Origin of the sequence: Streptomyces sp. NPDC007157 (assembly GCF_040634235.1) — a bacterium.
In the GTDB taxonomy this organism is placed as follows: domain Bacteria; phylum Actinomycetota; class Actinomycetes; order Streptomycetales; family Streptomycetaceae; genus Streptomyces.
This window is the reverse complement of the sequence record NZ_JBEYFE010000032.1, coordinates 39,502-58,099: the sequence shown is the minus strand read 5'-3', so window position 1 is coordinate 58,099 and position 18,598 is coordinate 39,502. Positions and strand designations below refer to the sequence as shown.

General features: G+C 71.9%; 16 protein-coding genes and 1 pseudogene. 6 read left to right on the top strand and 11 right to left on the bottom strand.

Going from position 1 to position 18,598, the window contains the following annotated elements:
- Positions 1-14: 14 nt before the first annotated feature.
- Together ABZ642_RS39600 and ABZ642_RS39595 are read right to left on the bottom strand one after the other, a co-directional pair.
- Positions 15-2,417, bottom strand: coding sequence for a M4 family metallopeptidase (locus ABZ642_RS39600; RefSeq protein ID WP_360494206.1), 2,403 nt, complete (start codon positions 2,415-2,417; stop codon positions 15-17).
- A 258-nt stretch (positions 2,418-2,675) separates the two neighbouring features.
- Complete coding sequence (locus tag ABZ642_RS39595; protein ID WP_360494203.1) at positions 2,676-3,119, bottom strand: GNAT family N-acetyltransferase; 444 nt, start codon at positions 3,117-3,119, stop codon at positions 2,676-2,678.
- 170 nt (positions 3,120-3,289) lie between these two features.
- Between ABZ642_RS39595 and ABZ642_RS39590 the strand changes: the two genes are divergently transcribed.
- The 3 genes from ABZ642_RS39590 to ABZ642_RS39580 all read left to right on the top strand — a co-directional run bounded on the left by ABZ642_RS39590 (position 3,290) and on the right by ABZ642_RS39580 (position 6,731).
- Positions 3,290-3,940 (top strand): NADPH-dependent F420 reductase, encoded by a 651-nt coding sequence (locus tag ABZ642_RS39590; protein WP_360494200.1) that lies wholly within the window; start codon positions 3,290-3,292, stop codon positions 3,938-3,940.
- 179 nt (positions 3,941-4,119) lie between these two features.
- Complete coding sequence (locus ABZ642_RS39585) at positions 4,120-5,622, top strand: metallophosphoesterase (protein ID WP_360494197.1); 1,503 nt, start codon at positions 4,120-4,122, stop codon at positions 5,620-5,622.
- Positions 5,623-5,699: 77 nt separating this feature from the next.
- Positions 5,700-6,731 (top strand): LLM class flavin-dependent oxidoreductase, encoded by a 1,032-nt coding sequence (locus tag ABZ642_RS39580; protein WP_360494194.1) that lies wholly within the window; start codon positions 5,700-5,702, stop codon positions 6,729-6,731.
- Position 6,732: 1 nt separating this feature from the next.
- On the opposite strand, the gene ABZ642_RS39575 is transcribed toward ABZ642_RS39580, so the two are convergent.
- The gene (locus ABZ642_RS39575) at positions 6,733-7,707 is read right to left on the bottom strand and encodes a TauD/TfdA family dioxygenase (protein ID WP_360494191.1); all 975 of its coding nucleotides are present in this window, start codon (positions 7,705-7,707) and stop codon (positions 6,733-6,735) included.
- Between the two features lie 76 nt (positions 7,708-7,783).
- On the opposite strand from ABZ642_RS39575, the pseudogene ABZ642_RS39570 reads away from it, so the two are divergent.
- From ABZ642_RS39570 to ABZ642_RS39560, 3 genes and pseudogenes are all read left to right on the top strand, one after another.
- A pseudogene (locus tag ABZ642_RS39570) lies at positions 7,784-8,158 on the top strand (aldo/keto reductase); the annotation flags it as partial.
- A gap of 43 nt (positions 8,159-8,201) precedes the next feature.
- Positions 8,202-8,807 (top strand): DNA polymerase ligase N-terminal domain-containing protein, encoded by a 606-nt coding sequence (locus ABZ642_RS39565; RefSeq protein WP_360494188.1) that lies wholly within the window; start codon positions 8,202-8,204, stop codon positions 8,805-8,807.
- A gap of 166 nt (positions 8,808-8,973) precedes the next feature.
- Positions 8,974-9,408 (top strand): cupin domain-containing protein, encoded by a 435-nt coding sequence (locus tag ABZ642_RS39560; RefSeq protein WP_360494185.1) that lies wholly within the window; start codon positions 8,974-8,976, stop codon positions 9,406-9,408.
- 13 nt (positions 9,409-9,421) lie between these two features.
- Here ABZ642_RS39560 and ABZ642_RS39555 read toward each other — a convergent pair whose 3' ends face one another.
- The 8 genes from ABZ642_RS39555 to lhgO form a co-directional block, all read right to left on the bottom strand.
- Positions 9,422-11,782, bottom strand: a complete 2,361-nt coding sequence (locus ABZ642_RS39555; protein WP_360494183.1) for a SpoIIE family protein phosphatase — start codon at positions 11,780-11,782, stop codon at positions 9,422-9,424.
- A gap of 54 nt (positions 11,783-11,836) precedes the next feature.
- Positions 11,837-12,304, bottom strand: coding sequence for a peroxiredoxin (locus ABZ642_RS39550; RefSeq protein WP_360494180.1), 468 nt, complete (start codon positions 12,302-12,304; stop codon positions 11,837-11,839).
- Positions 12,305-12,694: a hypothetical protein gene (locus ABZ642_RS39545; RefSeq protein ID WP_360494177.1), complete on the bottom strand. Its 390-nt coding sequence runs from the start codon at positions 12,692-12,694 to the stop codon at positions 12,305-12,307.
- Between the two features lie 85 nt (positions 12,695-12,779).
- On the bottom strand, positions 12,780-13,313 hold the full coding sequence (locus ABZ642_RS39540) for a MarR family transcriptional regulator (protein WP_360494174.1): 534 nt from the start codon (positions 13,311-13,313) through the stop codon (positions 12,780-12,782).
- Positions 13,314-13,445: 132 nt separating this feature from the next.
- Positions 13,446-14,489, bottom strand: a complete 1,044-nt coding sequence (locus ABZ642_RS39535; RefSeq protein ID WP_360494171.1) for an Ldh family oxidoreductase — start codon at positions 14,487-14,489, stop codon at positions 13,446-13,448.
- Between the two features lie 176 nt (positions 14,490-14,665).
- Positions 14,666-16,366 carry a thiamine pyrophosphate-dependent enzyme gene (locus tag ABZ642_RS39530; RefSeq protein ID WP_360494169.1) on the bottom strand — a complete coding sequence of 567 codons (1,701 nt, stop codon included), beginning with the start codon at positions 16,364-16,366 and terminating at the stop codon, positions 14,666-14,668.
- Between the two features lie 12 nt (positions 16,367-16,378).
- Positions 16,379-17,239 (bottom strand): amidohydrolase family protein, encoded by an 861-nt coding sequence (locus tag ABZ642_RS39525; RefSeq protein ID WP_360494166.1) that lies wholly within the window; start codon positions 17,237-17,239, stop codon positions 16,379-16,381.
- A gap of 153 nt (positions 17,240-17,392) precedes the next feature.
- Positions 17,393-18,592, bottom strand: coding sequence for an L-2-hydroxyglutarate oxidase (lhgO, locus tag ABZ642_RS39520; RefSeq protein WP_360494163.1), 1,200 nt, complete (start codon positions 18,590-18,592; stop codon positions 17,393-17,395).
- Positions 18,593-18,598: the final 6 nt, after the last annotated feature.

Here is an 18,598-nt window from a genome sequence, read left to right as displayed (position 1 = left end):
CACCTTTCCGTACGTCAGCCGGTCGTCACGGCGGTGTCGTCGACGACGAAGCTGGTCTGCAGCGAGGAGTCCTCGACACCGGTGAACTTCAGGGTCACGGTGCTGCCCGCGAAGGAACCGAGGCTGAAGGACTTCTGCACGTACCCGGAGGCCGCGTTGAGGTTGGAGTACGTGGCCAGGGTGGTGGAACCGGCGGCGACCGTCAGCTTGTCGTACTGCGTGCTGCTGGTGGTCTCGGCGGTGTCGATGTGCAGGTAGAACGTGAACGTGGTGTTGGTGCAGCCGCTCGGGATCGTCACCGACTGGGAGAGCGTGTCGGTGTGGGTCGAGCCGTAGCCGTCCAGCCAGGCCTTGTACGAGCCCGCGTGTGCCGCCTGGTCGGTGTCGTTGGTGATGACCCCGCTGGTGGCGGTCCAGGTGGTGTTGCCGGACTCGAAGCCCGCGTTGCCGAGGAGCTGCGTGGCGGTGCAACTCCCGCCGCCCCCGCTGGAACTGACGGTCCAGGTGAAGGAGGCGGTGCCGGTGGCGCCCGTGGAGTCGGTCACCGTGACGGTCGTGCTGTAGGTGCCCGCCGTCGTCGGGGTGCCGGAGATGACGCCGGTGGAGCTGTTGATCGACAGGCCGGTCGGCAGTCCGCTCGCCGCGTAGGTCAGCGAGCCGCTGTTGGTGCTGCTCGCCGAGACCTGCAGGCTGACCGCGGTGCCCACGGTCGAGGACTGGCTGCCCGGGTTGGTGACCGTCACCCCCGAGGTCGGCGGGGTGACGTGGCTGCCGACGTTGATACCCGCGAAGGCGTTGGCTACACCCGCGTACTGGGCGGAGCTCGCGCCGTACAGAGCCGTCGCGGCGTTGAGCGCGGCGGTCCGGGCGGCCGCGTAGTTGGTGCTGGACGTCATGTACGTCGTCAGCGCCTTGTACCAGATCTGCAGGGCCGCGGCCCGGCCGATGCCGGCGACGGCGACGCCGTCGGAGGTCGTGCTGTTGTAGGTGACGCCGTTGATGGTCTTGGTGCCGCTGCCCTCGGAGAGCAGGTAGAACATGTGGTTCGCGGGGCCGGAGGAGTAGTGCACGTCGAGGTTGCCGACGCCGGAGTACCAGCTGTCCGCGGATCCGCCGTCCTTGCTCGGCTTGTCCATGTAGCGCAGCGGGGTGCCGTCGCCGTTGATGTCGATCTTCTCGCCGATGAGGTAGTCACCGACGTCGGAGGAGTTGTTGGCGTAGAACTCCACGCCGGTGCCGAAGATGTCCGAGGTCGCCTCGTTCAACCCGCCGGACTCACCGGTGTAGTTGAGGCCCGCGGTGTTGGAGGTGACGCCGTGGCTCATCTCGTGGCCGGCCACGTCCAGCGAGGTGAGGGCGTGGGTGTTGCCCGAGCCGTCGCCGTAGGTCATGCAGAAGCAGGAGTCGTCCCAGAAGGCGTTGACGTAGCCGCTGCTGTAGTGGACCCGGGAGTACGCGGCGACGCCGTCGTTCTTGATGCCGCTGCGCCCGAAGGTGTTCTTGTAGAAGTCCCAGGTCTCCTGGGCGCCGTAGGCGGCGTCGGCGCCGGCGGTCTGGGTGTTGGAGCCGGCTCCGGTGCCCCAGACGTCGTCGGCGTCGGTCATCAGGGTGCCGGTGCCCGACGTGCCGTTGTTGAGGCTGTACGTCTTGTGGCCGCCGCGCGTGGTGTCGTACAGCTGGTACGTCGAACCCGACAGGGTCGTGTTCAGCGTCACCGTGCCGCTGTACTGGGTGTTGCCGGTACCGGACTTGACCGCCTGGTAGCGGTACAGCTCGGCGCCGGTCGTGGCGTCCGTGACGACGTGCAGCCGGCTGGGGGTGCCGTCGTCCTGGAAGCCGCCGACCACGGTCTCCCACGCGAGCTTCGGGGTGCCGTTGCCGGCCCAGATCACCTTGCGGGCGCTGTCGGCGGCGGGCTTCTCGGCGTCGAGGGCCTTGGCGGTCTTCAGCGCCTTGGCCTGGGCGGCCGACTTGGTGAAGGCCGCCGTGGTGGAGGCGACCTTGATGGTGCGCTTGTTGTTGAAGGTGGTGCTGACCGTACCGGCCGCCAGCGCGGCGGGCGGGGTGTGCACGACCAGGTCGCCGCCGAGGACCGGCAGGCCGGCGTAGGTGCGTTCGTAACGGGTGTGCACGGTGCCGTCGTTGTCCTTGACGACGTCCTTGACGACCAGTTTCTCCTTGGCGCCGAGGCCGATGGTGCGGGCGGTCGCGGCAGTCCGCTGCTGGGCGCTCTTGATCAGCGCGGTGTGCTGGGCGGGGCTGAGCTTGGCCTCCAGGCCGCCGGTGCGAAGGGGGCTGGGGTGGGGGGCGGCGGGCTTGGCGTTCGCCGGGACCGACTGGATGCCGACGGCGAACAACGCCACGGTGGAGACCAGGGCGGCTCCGACCGTGGCGCGTCTGTGGGGAAGACGTCTCACTCGTACTCCTCCTGCTGCGGCCGCCGGGTCGCGGCCGATGACAGACCGGGCAGACGGGGGTGTGCTGTCCGGGACGAGCTGAGCTGTGCGGGGCCCGGGATCGGGGGACCGGGATACGGGGTCCGTGATCCGTGGACACGCCATGGAGAAAGCGTGTGCTGAGCGAGGATTCCAGCCTTGACCCGCGCATGTCATTCAAGTCGAGGTCAATCGAGGGTTTTCCCTATGCCACGTGGGGCGGTTGAGGCGGAGCAGGGCTCACGACGACGGCGCGCGCACCATGAAGACGTCCACCGGATCCTCGGTCTCGACGGTGAACCCGTGCCGCTCGTACAGCCGTTGGGCCGCGCTGCCGCGCAGGACGTTCAACCGGACGCGGACGCCGTCACGGTCGCACCGCGCCAGCAGCTCGCGCAGCACGCCCGAACCGATGCCGACGCCCTGGGCCTCCGGGGCCAGATAGAAGTGTTCCAGCCGGTGGGCGTCGCCGGCCGGCCGCAGCGCGACACAGCCGGCGAAGACGCCGCCCACCTCGATCACCCAGGTGTGGGCCGCGTCGAACCCGTCCCGCAGCCGCTGCCGGACGCGCCACGGGTCGTACCGCCCGAGCCGCTCCAGATCGGCCCGCAGCACGACGGCGCGCAGTTCGGCCACCGCCTCGACGTCCGCCGACGACGCCGGCCGCATCTCCCACTCCCCCATGACCGGCCAGGCTACCCAGTGGTCCGGTGCTCCTTCTCGACACCCTGCACCTACGTAGCGCGCTCGACGTGTGACGGCGAAACACCCCGCCCCCGGCCCGAGTCGCGACCGGTTTGGTGATTCATCCCGTTTATCCTGATTCACCTCCCACCCCACGGAAAGGGCTCCCCATGCGGGTCTTCATCGTCGGCACAGGCAACATGGCGGGCGGTATCGCCACCCGGGCGCTGGCGGGCGGGCACACGGTCCGGCTGGTCGGCACCGATCCGGCGAAGGCCGCCAACCTCGCCGACGCTCTGGGCGAGCGACTGGCCGGTGCCGATGTGGCGCCCGCCGTGCCGGACGCGGTCGGGTCGGCGGACGTGGTGGTGCTGGCCCTGCCGTTCGACGCGGCCAGACAGGTGGTCGCCGAGTACGGGGACCAGCTCGCCGGGAAGACGGTCGTCGACATCTCCAACCCGGTGGACTTCGCCACCTTCGACTCGCTCACCGTGCCGCCGGACAGCTCCGGCGCCCAGCAGATCGCGGAGGCGGCCGCGCCGGGCACCCGGGTGGTGAAGGCCTTCAACACCACGTTCGCGGGGGCGCTGGTCGCGGGCGAGGTCGGCGGGCTGCCGCTGGACGTGTTCATCGCGGGCGACGACGCGGCGGCCCGCGACCAGGTGGCCGAGCTGGTCTCCTCCGGCGGACTCAACCCGGTGGTCGTCGGCGGGCTGCGGCACGCCCGCGAGCTGGAAGGCATCCAGTTGCTGCACATGGCGCTGCAGACCCGCCCCGAGGGGCACGGCTGGATGAGCGCACTCAAGATCGTCACCCCCTGAGCCGGTGCTGTGCCCGGACCGAGAGACGGCCCGTGGAGAAGGCGTGCCGGCCCGTACGGCACCCCCACCCGTCCCGAGGGCCCGTACGGCGCCCCCCGAACCGGTACGAATGGTGACCGCCCCGCAGGACGCCAACCCCCTCACCGCACCCGCTGGTTGATCATTGCTACCGTGCCCGCGTGTCTGACTCCTCACGCGAATCCGCAGAAGGCGCCGGCTGGGGCGAGGCCGAGCGCGGTGCCTATCGCCGGCTGATGCCGAGCCATGTCGAGAAGCTGTTCTGGTTCAACCCAAGGACCATGTGGGCCGCCCGCAACGGCGTGCTGGCGTCCTGGTTCGGCGACCCGACCGGCCGTACCCGCGGCCGCTGGGTGGCGCAGCGGGCGGCCGCCGGGGCAGCGGCCGACAAGGTGATCCGGCGTGCCGAGGCCGACCGGTTCTCGTTCATGGTGATCGGCGACACCGGCGAGGGCGACGACTCCCAGTACGCCGTCGTGCCCGGCTTCCTGAAGGCGAGTCAGGACACCGACTTCGCGGTGATCGCGAGCGACGTGATCTATCCGGTCGGCGCCACCGACGACTACGGCACCAAGTTCTTCCGCCCGTACCAGGAGTATCCGGCGCCGATATACGCGATACCCGGCAACCACGACTGGTACGAGGACCTCGGCGCGTTCATGCGCGTCTTCTGCGACGACGCCCCGCCACTCCCGCCCGAGCCGAAGCCGCGCCCCCTCTCCCGCGCATGGTGGCGTGCCCTGCTGTGGCACCGGCCGAGCCCCGCGGACGAACAACTCCTCGCGGAGGCACGCAAGTTGCGGCCGACGCCGGAACAGCATGCCGTGCAGCCCGGCCCCTACTGGGCCATCGACGCCGGCCCGGTCCGGATCGTCGGCATCGACACCGGTCTGCTCGGCACGCTCGACGCCGAACAGGGCGCCTGGCTGCGGGAGGTGTCCCGCGGGCCGCGCCCGAAGATCCTGGTCACCGGCTCCCCGCTGTACGTGGACGGCGAACACCACCCCTGCCCGATCGACGGCGGCGGCACCGTCGACGACATCGTCCGCGACCCGGCCCACCACTATGTGGCGGCGATCGGCGGCGACATCCACAACTACCAGCGCTACCCGGTCGACGTGGCCGGCCGCACCATCCAGTACGTGGTCGCGGGCGGCGGCGGTGCCTTCATGCACGCCACCCACACCATCCCCCGGGTCTCCGTGGCGAACGTCACCGAGGACGACTTCCGCTGCTACCCGCTGCGCGGCGACTCCCTGGCCTTCTACAGCCGGCTGTACGGCCGCCGGCTGCGCATGCCCCGGTTCTTCACGCTCACCGCGGCGGAGGCGACGGCCGTGATCTCCGAACGCCTCGGCGTCAAGCCCGGCCGCGCGCCCGGCCCGGACACCCGGGTCACCCGCCGCACCCGGCTGGTGGCGAGCCTGCTCGGCGCGGGCGGCCGCCCGGATCGCACCGCCCGCTTCCGGCTGCCGGTGAAGAAGATCTACACCCAGCTGTTCTCCCCGGGCTCGGCCACCTACAGCCCGCCCTTCTTCAAGTGCTTCCTGCGCCTGGACGTGAGCCCGGAGGCGGTACGGCTGCGCTGCTTCGCGGCGACCGGGAACCGTGTGCAGGAGCTGGATCCGCCGGTCGAGGACGAGATCACCATCCCCCTGACCTGATCCGAAGCTGATCACACTCCCGCAATGTTCGGATGCCACAATCGGGGCAGAACTGACGTACGACCGCTGGAGGACCCGTGCCGTCCACCCCCCGCCCGCTGCGCAGACTGGGCTTCCTCACCATCGGCCTGTTCGACGGGGCCGATCCGGGCAAGGGGCACGAGTCCACGCTGGAGATCATCGAGCTGGGCGAGCGGCTCGGCTTCGACAGCGCGTGGGTGCGCCACCGGCACCTCCAGTACGGCATCTCGTCCCCGGTGGCCGTCCTCGCGGCGGCCTCGCAGCGCACCAGCCGTATCGAACTGGGCACCGCCGTGATCCCGCTGGGCTGGGAGAACCCCCTGCGGCTCGCCGAGGACCTGGCGACCGTCGACATCCTCTCCGGCGGCCGTCTCAACCCCGGCGTCAGCGTCGGCCCGCCCATGCACTACGAGCAGATCAGAGAAGCCCTCTACCCGGACACGGCGGACGCCGAGGACTTCAGCTACGAGCGGGTGCGGCGGCTGCTGGACTTCGTGCGGGGCAAGCCGGCCACCGACTTCAGCGGCGTCGAGGGCTTCGAGGTGTTCTCGGACGTGGTCCAGCCGCACTCCCCCGGCCTGGGGCGGCGCCTCTGGTACGGCGGCGGCAGCCTGAGCTCGGCGCGCTGGGCGGGCGAGCACGGCATGAACTTCCTGACCAGCAGTGTCGTCCGGGCCGGGGGCCCGGAGGACGCGAACGACTTCGCGGCGATCCAGCTCTCGCACATCCGTGAGTTCCGGGCCCACCACCCGGACGGTGACGCGGCCCGGGTCTCGCAGGGCCTGGTCGTCATCCCCACCGACTCCGCCACGCCTGAGCAGCGCGCCAAGTACGAGGCGTACGCGGCCACGCGGCTGCCCCGCACCACGGCCCCGCAGGGTCCGGCGCGGCTGCTGTTCGCACCCGACCTGGTGGGCACCTCGGCCGAGATCGCCGAACAGCTGCACGCGCACGCCGCGTTCCGTGAGGTCGACGAGGTGGCGTTCGCCCTGCCGTTCGCGTTCGAGCACGAGGACTACGTGCAGATCCTCACGGACATGGCGAACCACCTCGGCCCGGCACTGGGCCGGCGGCCCGCGGCCGTCTGAGTCACCAGCGGCCCGCCTCCGTGCCGGTGACCGGCTCCGACGGCCTGCCGTCCACGCCGACCGGCACCTCGCCGTGCAGCATCACCCGGTGCATGACCCGGGGGAAGCCGAGGTGGGCGTTGTCACCGGGCGCGAGATGGATGGTGGCCCGGTTGTCCCAGAAGGCGACGCTGCCGGGCTCCCAGCGGAAGCGGACCGTGTACTCGGGCCGTACCGCCTGTTCGAGCAGCATCTCCAGGAGTGCGGCGCTCTCCGGGCGGGAGACGTCGGTGATCTGCTCGACGTAGTAGCCGTTGACGTACAGGACCCGCTCGCCGGTCTCCGGATGGACGCGCACCAGAGGGTGCACCGAGGCGACCTGATGGTCGAGGAGATGGCGGAGGTAGGAGTCGTCGCCGGGCCGCGACTGGTAGCCGACGCCCAGGCGGTGTTCGGCGCGCAGTCCGTCGACGAAGGCGCGCACGGGTGCGGAGAGCCCGGCGTAGGCGGCGGCCAGGTTGGCCCAGGTGGTGTCGCCGCCGTACGGCGGGACGGTCTCGGCGCGCAGGACGGTCGCGGCGGGCGGGTCGACGCGGGCGCCGTGGTCGCAGTGCCAGCCGCGCAGCAGGGTGTGCCGGCGCCGCTGGAGCCACTCCTCGTGCTCCATGCCGAACCGTCCGCCCAGCTCCAGCCGGTCGGCGGTGGTCTCCACCTCGGGGAACCCGGCGGGCGAGGCGCTGCCCCGCCGTCCCGGCACGACCGGCTCGCCGAACCGCCGGGCGAAGGCGACATGCCCGGCGTGGTCCAGCCGCTGCTCCCGGAAGAAGACGACCTTCCAGCGAAGCACCGCCTCCCGGATCAGCGCGACCACGGCGTCGTCGAGGTCCTTGCCGAGGTCTACGCCGGTGATCTCGGCCCCGATGTGCCCGGCGACGGGTTTCACCTCGGCCCCCGCGACGCGCTCCGCCTGCTCCGCCGTGCCCCTGTCCGCCGTCATGCGTGCTCCGATGCTCGCCGGTACCGCTTTCCCCGAAGATCGTGACAGCCCGGCGCACCCGGCGACAGCCGTCACGGAGACCGGGGTACTGCCGTCGGTGAACCAGGTGGAGCTGCATCCGTTCCTCCCGCAGGAGGAGCTGCGCGCCTTCCACGCCGGGAAGGGCATCGTCACCGAGAGCTGGAGCCCGCTCGGCCGGGGCGACCGGCTGCTCCGGGACCCGGCCGTCGTCGGCGTGGCGGAGGCGCTCGGGGTGACGCCCGCGCAGGTGATCCTGCGCCGGCACGTCCAGCTCGGTGCCGTGGCCATCCCGAAGTCGGCGGACGCCGAGCGGCAGCGGGCGAACCTGGACGTCTTCGGCTTCCGGCTCGGTGCCGCGCAGCTGGCGGCGGTCTCCGAACGGCCCCACCAGCGCCTCGGCGGCGATCCGGACAGCCGCGAGGAGTTCTAGCCGCGCGGGTACTCGGGGCGTACCTCCGACGAAGGGAGCCGCGGTGGGTACCGACGAGCGGCTGCGCACGTACCGTGACAAGCGTGACTTCGGGCGGACCCGGGAGCCGTCGGGGCAGCCGGGGCCGGGCGGCGGGCGGCCCCGGTTCGTGGTGCAGATCCATGACGCGCGCCGGATGCACTTCGACTTCCGTCTGCAGGTCGACGACGTCCTGAAGTCCTGGTCGGTGCCGAAGGGCCCGTCGGCCGACCCCGGCGACAAGCGGCTGGCCGTGCCCACCGAGGACCATCCGCTGGAGTACGAGGACTTCGAGGGCGTGATCCCTAAGGGCGAGTACGGCGGCGGCACCGTGATCGTCTGGGACCACGGCTGGTACGAGCCGCTCAGCCACGACCGCAAGGGCCGGCCGGTCGGCTTCGCACCGTCGCTGGAGCTCGGGCACGCCACGTTCCGGCTACACGGCTCCAAGCTGCGCGGCGAGTACGCGCTGACCCGGTTCAGGGGCGGCCACGGCGAGGACGCCTGGCTGCTGGTGAAGAAGGGGACCGCGCGGTCGGGCGGCCACGGCACGCCCGATCCCCGGCGGGCCCGCTCGGTGACCTCCGGCCGCACCCTCGCCCAGGTCGCGGCGGACGCGGGCGCGGGGTGACGGGCGGGCCGTACCCGGTCTCCGTCCTCGCCTGCCGGGGCACCTGGTCCGACGGCCCGGAGAGCGCGGACCGGTGCACCGGGATTGCGGCGTTCCCGCCCCGGGCGACCCCGTGGGGGCCTATGTTCACGGAGGTACTCGATCTTCGGCTCAGGAGGCCCTCCGTATGCGCACCGCGCTCCGTACCGCGCTGGCCGGGGCGGTCGCCGCCGGCACTCTGCTGACCTGCGGCACCGCCTACGCCACCCCCGCCGGGCCCGGTGTGACCGGCCGGGTGATCAGCCAGACCACGATCGGCGGCACGGACTACGTGCTCCGGGAGATCACCGTCCCGCCCGGCCAGACCACCGGCTGGCACTTCCACGACGGCCCGGTCTACGGATACGTCCACAAGGGCACGCTCAGCCACTTCCACTCGGACTGCGCGGCGGACGGCGTCTACCGGCAGGGCGGCACGGTGTACGAGCCGGGCGGGGCGGGCGATGTGCATCTGCGCGCGAACCTGGGCGACACCGACCTCGTCCTGGACGTGCTGTACATCCTCCCGCACGGCTCGCCGTACTCCGAGTCGGTGCCGAACCCGGGCTGCGACTTCGAGTAGACCGGCTGCCGCGTCAGGCGTCGATGACCGGCAACGACCCTTCGGGCAGCGGCTGTTCGGCCCAGATGGTCTTGCCGGTGCAGGTCTGGCGGCTGCCCCAGCGCTGGGTGAGCTGGGCGACGAGGAGCAGGCCGCGGCCGCCCTCGTCGTAGGCGTGCGCGCGACGCAGGTGCGGTGAGGTCGAACTGCCGTCGGACACCTCGCAGATGAGCGCGCGGTCGCGGATCAGGCGTAGCTGGATGGGCGGTTCGCCGTAGCGGATGGCGTTGGTGACGAGTTCGCTGACGACGAGTTCGGTGACGAAGGCGGCCTCGTCCAGGCCCCAGGCGGCCAGGCGTTCGGTGGCCGCCTGCCGGAAGTGCGCGACCTCGGCGGGGTCGGGCGGGACGTCCCAGGTGGCGACCCGGTCGGCGCCGAGGGCACGGGTGCGGACCAGCAGCAGGGCGACGTCGTCGGAGGGCTGTTCCGGCAGGACGGCCTTGATCACGTTGTCGCTGAGGGCCTCCAGTGAGTCGGCGGGCGCGCTCAGCGCCCGGCACATCTCCTCGATGGCGCGGTCCACGTCCCGGTCCCGGTCCTCGACCAGGCCGTCCGTGTAGAGGGCGACGACAGCGCCCTCGGGCAGGTCGAGCTCCACCGCCTCGAAGGGCAGACCACCGACCCCGAGCGGCGGTCCCGCGGTCATCGGGACCAGCTCGGCCTCGCCGCCGGGCAGCACCAACGCGGGCGCCGGATGGCCCGCGGTGGCGAGGGTGAGGCGGCGCGAGACCGGGTCGTAGACGGCGTACAGGCAGGTGGCGCCCAGTTCGGCGACCTCCTCGCCGCTGCCGTCCGCGGCCAGGTGGGTCACCAGGTCGTCGAGGTGGGTGAGGAGCTCGTCGGGGGGCAGGTCGACGTCCGCGAGGGTGCGGACGGCCGTGCGCAGTCGGCCCATGGTGGCGGAGGAGCGGATGCCGTGGCCGACGACGTCGCCGACGACCAGGCCGACCCGGCTGCCGGAGAGCGGGATCACGTCGAACCAGTCGCCGCCGATGCCGGCCAGTGATCCGCAGGGCAGATAGCGGTGCGCCACCTCGACGGCGGCCTGACCGGGCAGGCCGCTGGGCAGCAGGCTGTGCTGGAGCGCGAGGGCGGTGGAGCGCTCGCGGGCGAAGCGGCGGGCGTTGTCGATGCAGACGGCGGCACGGCTGCCGAGTTCCTCGGCGAACACGGTGTCGTCGACGGCGTAGTCGTCGGGGTGGCGCATGCGCACGCCGACGACCACGCCGAGCAGGACGCCCCGGGCCCGCAGGGGTACCGCGACCATGGAGTGGACGCCCTGACGGTACCTGCGGCCCTGGGGCGCTCGGGCGTTGCGCTCCGCGACCCAGCGGCGGAACTCCGGCTCGCCGGCCTGGCTGACCACCGCGCGCCCCTCCCGCAGCGCCCGGGCCGGCGGTGACGACGCCAGATGCACCTCCGTCCCGCCCAGCCGTACGGCCGCCTCGGGGGTGCCCTCGTTCGCCGAGCCGTGGGCGACGCGCCGCAGTTCGATGTCCCCCTCCGGGATGGTGGGCAGTTCCTCGGCGGAGAGGACCCAGTCGAGCAGGTCGACGCTGGCGAAGTCGGCGTAGCGCGGGACGATGAGTTCGACGACCTCCTCGGCGGTACGCACCACGTCCAGGGTGGTGCCGATGGAGGTGGCCGCCTCGTTGAGCAGGGCGAGCCGCAGCCGGGCCAGGTACTGCTCGGTGCTGTCGAAGGCGGCGATGGCGACGGATGTCAGCTCGCCGACCTGGTCGTGCAGGGGCCACATCTCGATGCTCCAGGCGTGGTCCCGGTCCAGGGCCGGGGCGGCGGTGAAACTCTCGTAGCGGGTGGGCCGGCCGGTCTCGACGACCTGACGCAGGTGGCTCAGGAAGCCCTGGCTGTGCGGGACGTCTTCGATGGTGTCCAGAAAGAAGCGGCCGCGCAGGGCCTCCTCGGGGACGCCCATCACACGGCAGGCCTCGTCGTTGGCGCGGAGGTAGCGCTGGCGGACGTCGAAGACCGACATGGACATGGAGGCCTGCTGGAAGGCCTGTTCGGCCAGGGTGGGCTCGGCCTGCCGGGGCGGGTCGGCGGTGAGGACGTATCCGGTGGTCTGACCGTCGGAGCCGAGGACCGGGCAGGCGGTCAGGGCGATCTCCGTCCGGTGCCCGTCGGCGTGACGCAGGGCGACGGTCCCGGAGCGGGCGGCGAGCACCGCCGCCGGGACCGCCTCGGCGAGCAGGTCGGCGGCGGGCCGGCCCACGACCTGCTCCGCCGGCCGGCCGGTGAGTACCCGCGCGCCTTCGCTCCACCCCGTCACCCTGCCCAGGGCGTCAATGATCGCCGCGGCCGCGACACGCTCCATACGCCCCAGGATGGGACCTGTGTCCCACCGCATCAAGCGCGGGGACGGGCTGTCTCAGCCCTGCTGACCGCGCAGTGCGGCGAGCGCCCGGTCGGCGTGCGTGTTCATGCGCAGTTCGCTGCGGACGACCTCCAGGACGGTGCGGTCCTGGGCGATGACGAAGGTGGCCCGCTTGGTGGGGGCGAGCGCGAATCCGCGCTTGACGCCGAACCGCTCGCGGATCGTGCCGTCGCTGTCGGAGAGCAGCGGCATGCCGAGCGTGTGCTTACCGGAGAACTCCTGCTGGCGCTCGACGCTGTCCCCGCTGATCCCGACCGGCCGGGCGCCGGCGGCGGCGAACTCGGCCGCCAGGTCCCGGAAGTGACAGGCCTCGGTGGTGCAGCCGGGCGACAGCGCGGCCGGGTAGAAGAAGAGCACGACCGGCCCGTCGGCCAGCAGTTCCGTGAGCGTCCGCGTAGTGCCGGTCTCGTCCGGCAGCGCGAAGTCCTCGACCTTGCTTCCGACCTCGACGGTTCCCGCCATTTATCGGCCCTCCTCGTTGTGCGCGACGTTGTGTGCGACACCGCGTGCCCACAGCACCAGAGGGATCTGGAGCGGCAGGCGGACGAGGGCCGCGGTCCTGAGCGGCTCGGGCCGCTGCTGCCAGTCGACGGCCATCTGCACGTTGGCCGGGAAGACGGCGACGAAGAAGGCGGCGGCCGCCCGGGCCGCCGCCTTGCGGGTGCGCGGCAGGGCGATCCCGGCCGCCAGCGCGAGTTCCACGGCCCCGCTGCCGTACGTCCAGGCCCGGGGTGAGCCCGGCAGTGCTTTCGGGATCGTGGCGTCGAACGACTTCGGCGCCGCGAAGTGCGCCGCTCCGGCGGTGGCCAGCAGCCCCGCCAGCAGCAGGGGTGAACGTTCGGACCGGGCCACGCCGCCTCCTCTGAAGACCTGGCGCCGCATATTACCGGGCGGTACCGGCCCGCTCCCCGCCGGGGCGTGCGTGCACGCCGTGCACTCACACGGCGCGGCCCGAGGACACCGACTCGCCGGGCTGCGGACCCGGCTCGTCCTCGACCGCGTAGGCCAGGAAGTCGTCGACCATACGGTGGAACAGCGTGGCCAGCTGCCGCAGCTCCTCCGGCTTCCACTCGCCCAGGGCCAGCTGCATCCCGCGCGCCCCCGCGTCCCGGACCCGGTGGACGGCCTCCCGTCCGGCGTCGGTGAGCTCGATCCGCTGGGCGCGGCGGTCGTCGGGATCGGGGACCCGGGTGACATGGCCGGATCTCTGGAGCTGCTGCACCGTGCGTGTCACATGGGACGCCTCGACACCGAGCCGTTGGGCGAGTTCCCCCGGGCGCAGCGGCTCGGAGTCGGCGACCTGGCGCAGCAGAGCCACCGCGGCGCGGTCCAGCGGGACGCCGGCGAGGGCCATCAGCCGCTCGTGCTGCCGGGCCCGGGTGCTCAGGTACGTGATGCGCGTCAGCGCACGCTCGATCTCGACGACCTCCGGGGTGGCGGCGGGGACGGCCGGCAGGGGTTCTGTGGACATACCGACCAGTTTACCATATCGTTGCGTAACTCAAGTAAGTTGCGGTGTGCGTTCACGCACCGTACTGCGCGGCATGCACGGACCGGGCCCGCGTGATCGTCTCCCAGGACGCCTGCGGGCCCCGCCCCCGGCTCACACCGGTACTGCCACACCCAGCCGCTCCGCCTGTTCCGTCAGCTCCCGCCACACCTTCGGCGTCACCGGAATCCCCTTCCTGCCCCGCTCCCCGGCCACCGCCGCACTGCGCTCCCCCGGGTAGAACACCCCGTCCGCGCCGTCCGCGACCGGCAGGTCCTTCAGCGTGGCCAGGGTGTCGTCGACCGCCGCCACGAAAGCCTCCGGGTCGCCGAAGGCGGCCGGGTCCAGGGCGATGAGCAGGGCGTTCTGCCGGTGCTTGCGGTCGCCCGCGTGGAAGGAGGCGAAGATCGGCGCCCCGACCAGCACGCTGGTCAGGAGTTCGAAGGCCAGGGACATGCCGGAGCCCTTCGCGCCGCCCAGCGGCAGCGGCATGACCGCCTCTTCCGGGTCGGTCGTCGGAGTGCCGTCCGCCGTCGCGGCCGCGCCCTCGGGCAGCGGGGTGCCGCTCGCCTTCGCCTGGCGGATCCTGCCGAGGGCGATGGTGGCGGTGGCCATGTCCAGCAGCAGGGGGGCGTGTTCGCGGGCCGGTACGGCGATGGCGAGGGGGCTGGTGGCGACGGCCGCGCCCCTGACGCCGGTGTAGCCCATGTTGGGCATGCCGGCCACGAACCCGAGCCCGACCAGGCCCTGGCCGGCGATCCGGGAGACGTAGTAGCCGATGGCGCCGGTGTGCACCGTGCGGCGGACGCCCACCGAGGCGATGCCGGTCTCGCGGGCCCGCCGTACCGCCTCGTCGGCGGCGGCCGTCAGGGCCACCGGGCCGGGCGCACGGTCGGCGTCGAGGACGGCGGCGGCCGGTGCCGTGGACTCGACGGTGAGCCGCGGGTCGGCATTGGCGACGCCCTTGGCGAGCAGGTCCAGGTAGGCGGGGACGCGTGCGGTGCCGTGCGAGTCCACGCCGCGCTGCGCGGCCCAGACGAACACGTCGGCGGTGGTGCGGGCGTGCTCGGCACTCAGCCCGGCTTTCTCCAGCAGGGCGGCGGAGAAGGTGCGCAGGTCCTCGGCGGGCACCAGGATCTCGGGGGGTGTGTCGGACATGGCGGTGAAAGCCTCCTGGGCTACGGCGCGCCGTCAGGGGCGCGGGACTGCGTCGATCCGCGGCTACCGCCGCGCGGGCGCGACCGGCCACGGACGGCCACGGACGGCCGGCGGATTTCGAACGAGGCCTACAGCGGTGCGCTCATCGGGTGACAACGGGGCCTACAGCGGTGCGCTCATCGGGTGACGAGGACGTCGACCACGGCGGTCGTCCCCTCGGCCACAGCCTTCAGCGCGCGCTCCAGCGCGGGCGCGAGTGCCTCCGTCGTGTCCACGGTCTCGGTGTGCATGCCGAACGGCTCGGCGAACGCGGCGAGCCGGGGCAGCCGGTGCAGGTCGGTGCCCAGCCACTCGCCGGTGTCGGCGGCCGCGCCGTCGGGGTAGAAGCGGCGGTGGTTGAGGTTCATCGACTTGTACACGCGGTTGTTGAACACCACGATCAACAACGGCAGTTGGTACGCGTTCGAGGCGTCGTACGACGGGATCACCGGGTTGTAGGTGAAGGCGCCGTCGCCGACGGTGAGGACCACCGGCCGTTGCCTCGCGGCGAGTTTGACGCCGAGGGCGACGGCGATGCCCTGACCGAGTCCGCCCTGGACGTAGAAGTAGGAGTCGGGGTCGGCGACTTGGAGATGGCGCCTGACCACCCGGCTGTGCGTGATCGTCTCGTCCACGACGATCGCGTCCTGCCCGTGCAGCAGCCTGCGCAGGGTGGCGGCGACCAGCACCGGATCGATGCCGGTGGCCTCTTCGGCCCTGGTCTCCGCCGCCGCGATCGCCGACCGCTCGGCGGCGCGCCGTTCCGCCTGCGCCGCCCGGCGGACCTCGACCGCGCGCTCGTCGAGATCCTTCGCCCGCCTGGTCAGCTGGCCCAGCGTGTTGGTGACGCCGCCCTCCAGGTAGGTGTCGGCGAACAGCACTTGGTGGACGAGGTGCGGGCGCTGCGGGACCTCGTCGATGACGACGACCTTCGCCCTGCCGGGGCGCCTGGAGGGCGGGTAGAAGGGGGACCGGCAGTTGACCAGGAGGATGAGGTCGGCCTCGTCCAGCCACGGCCCGATGTCGCTGCCGGCGTGCAGCGGGTGGGTGCGCGGGAAGTTGCCGCACACCGCCGAGTCCGGCTCGACGACCGGGATGTCCCAGGCCTCCGCGAAGGCGACCAGGGCCTCGAAGCCGCCCGTCTCGCGCCCCGCCGTCTCCGTGACGATCACCGGGTTGGCCGCCTCGCGGATCAGCCGGGCGACGGAGTCGACCTCTTCGGGCGAGCTGTGGGTGGAGCCCGGCGCGACGACGGGCTTGGGCTCGCGGCCGTCCCACTCCTCGAGGAGGATCTCCAGCGGGATGTTCAGGTACGCCGGTCCGGCCGGTGCCCGCCGGGCCAGCTCCGCCGCCCGGGTGATCATGGCCGGCAGCGTGTACACACTCGCCGCCTCGGTCGACCACTTGGTGAACGGCTGGGCGATGCCGTGCGGGCCGCCCACAACCGAGAGGTTGCGGTACCACTGGCCGCCCGGGTCGTGCCCGGGAGCGTCGCCGTACGTCGTCGACTCCGAGGAGGCGACGACCATCGGCACGCCGGCCAACAGCGCCCCGTGCACGGCCATCGAGCCCTGGAGCAGACCCGGTGCCGCGTGCAGCAGCACGCCCTGCGGGCGGCGCCTGACCAGTCCGTAGCCGGTGGCCATGCCGGCCGCCACCGTCTCGTGCGTGAGGTCGAGGTACTCCGGCGCGGGTTCTCCGTCGCGGTGACGGCGGGCCAGCGCCTCCCACACCGGGGCCCACTCGGACCCCGAGGAGCAGAAGAGGTAGTCGGCGCCGACGGCGTTGAAGGCGGCGACGAGGGCGTCACCGCCGTCGGTTCCTTGAGTGTTGGTCATCGCCGGTGTCCCTCAGCCCTCGATCGGCCAGTTCAGGACCTCGGAGATACCGCGGCCCAGGATCCACTCAAGTTCCTCGGGCGTGAAGTCCCAGTGCTTGGTGAACTGCTCGATCGTGTCGGTGTAGGTGATGCCGTGACCGAGCAGCCGGGTGATGTCGGTGCCGTAGAAGCAGCGTTGCGGGCCCATCCTGTCGACCATCTCGCGCACGTACTTCTGAATGTTGTCGTTCGGGAAGGGCTGGGTGGAGTAGCCCGGCAGCGCCGACACCTTGACGTAGATGTTCGGGTGGACGTGCAGGTCGGCGGTCTCCTGGACCCAGTAGCCGATCGCGTCGTCGACACAGCGGGCCATGATGCCCATGTGGTCGATGATGATCTTCAGCTCGGGGTGCTTGGCGGCGATCTGGCCCAGCTCCCGCTTCCAGATCGGGGCGTGCACCATGGTCGGGATGCGCAGTTCCTCGGCGACCGGCCAGTACCAGTCGTTGGTGCCGTCGATCATCCAGTTCCGGTCCTGCGGCCGGTGGAAGGTCAGTCGGGTGCCCTTCACATGCGGGTTCTGGGCGAAGTCCCTGAGCATCGCCCTGCCCTCTTCGGGCTTGTTCTGCGGGATCCGGGCCATGATGCCGAACCGGTCCGGGTGCGCCTCGCAGGCCTCCAGGGCGTAGTCGATGCGGTCGCCCTCCCAGGACGGCGGCAGGATCAGCGCCCGGTTCACACCGGCCTCGTCCATCAGCTCCAGGGCCTCCTCGTAGGAGAAGGGTTCCTCGCGGTGGCCGTTGAGCCGGATCCGCTCGCGGGCGCCGGGCACCCAGGGGCGGTCCGGGGTCTCTTCCTTCCAGATGTGGATCTGTGTGTCGACGACGAACATGGCGCGAACTCTTTCTCTAGGAGGGGGGTTCGGGGTGCTGTGGAAGGAACGCTAGGCGGCCGGTGAGCTCTTGCGGAGATCCCGGAGCGCAAGCTGTTGTTGCGCGGAAGTGCGCTGTTCGCGGCGCATGTTCGGGCGCCGCGAACAGCTCGTTCAGGAGTCGCCGAAGACGGCCGCGGTGATGTGTTCGGCGATCGCCATGGAGGCGGTGGCGGCCGGCGAGGGGGCGTTGCGTACGGCCGTGATCCGGCCGACCCGATGGATGCGGAAGTCGTCGACGAGCGTGCCGTCGCGGTCCAGGGCCTGGGCGCGCACGCCCGCCCCGCCGCGCACCACGTCCCGGGCGCCGACACCGGGGACGTAGAGCCTGGCGTCCTTCATGAAGGCGGCGGCGAAGAAGGAGCCGCGGTACTCCTTGACGCCGGTACGCCAGTGCCGGGCGGCCATCTTCCAGGCCCCCGGGTAGGCGGCGAGCCCGACCAGGTCCCGGGGCGAGACCCTGCTGCGCCGGTAGCCCTCCCTGGCGAGGGCGAGGACGGCGTTGGGGCCGACCTCCACGGAACCGTCGACACGCGGGGTGAAGTGCACGCCGAGGAAGGGGTAACGGGGGTCGGGCACCGGGTAGACGAGCCCGCGCACCAGATCCGTCCGGTCCGGTCTCAGCAGCATGTACTCGCCGCGGAACGGGACGATCCGGGGCTCCTGGCTGTCCTGCGCGAGCCGGGCGACGGAGTCGGACTGGAGGCCGGCGCAGAGGATCAGCCGGTCCACGCGCACGCGGTCCTGCCCCGAGGCGACCTCGATGCCGCCGGGCACGGTGGTGATCGAGGTGACCGGGAAGCCCAGTCGTACCTCGCCGCCGGAGTCGGTGATGTCCTCGGCGAAGGCCCGGGCGACGGCCGGGTAGTCGGTGATCGCGGTGCGCGGTGAGTGCAGGGCCGCGATACCGCCGACGTGCGGCTCCAGTTCCTTGATCTCCTCGCGGGAGACCTTCCGCAGTTCCGGCACGTGGTTGTTCCTGGCCCGCTGGTACAGGTTCTCCATCCGGCCCAGCTCGTCCTCGCGGACGGCCACCACCAGCTTGCCGATCTCCTGGTACGGCAGTTGCCGGTCCTGGCAGTACGCGCGCAGCAACGCCACGCCCCGCACACACAGGTCGGCCTTGAGGCTGCCCGGTGTGTAGTAGATGCCCGCGTGCACCACACCGGAGTTGTGGCCGGTCTGGTGCCGGGAGACCTCCTGCTCCTTCTCGAACACCACGACCCGGGTGCCGGGGCGGCTCAGGGCGATCTCGCGGGCTGTGGCGAGACCCACGATGCCGGCGCCGACCACGCCGATCGTCTCGTCAGCCATCGGCGT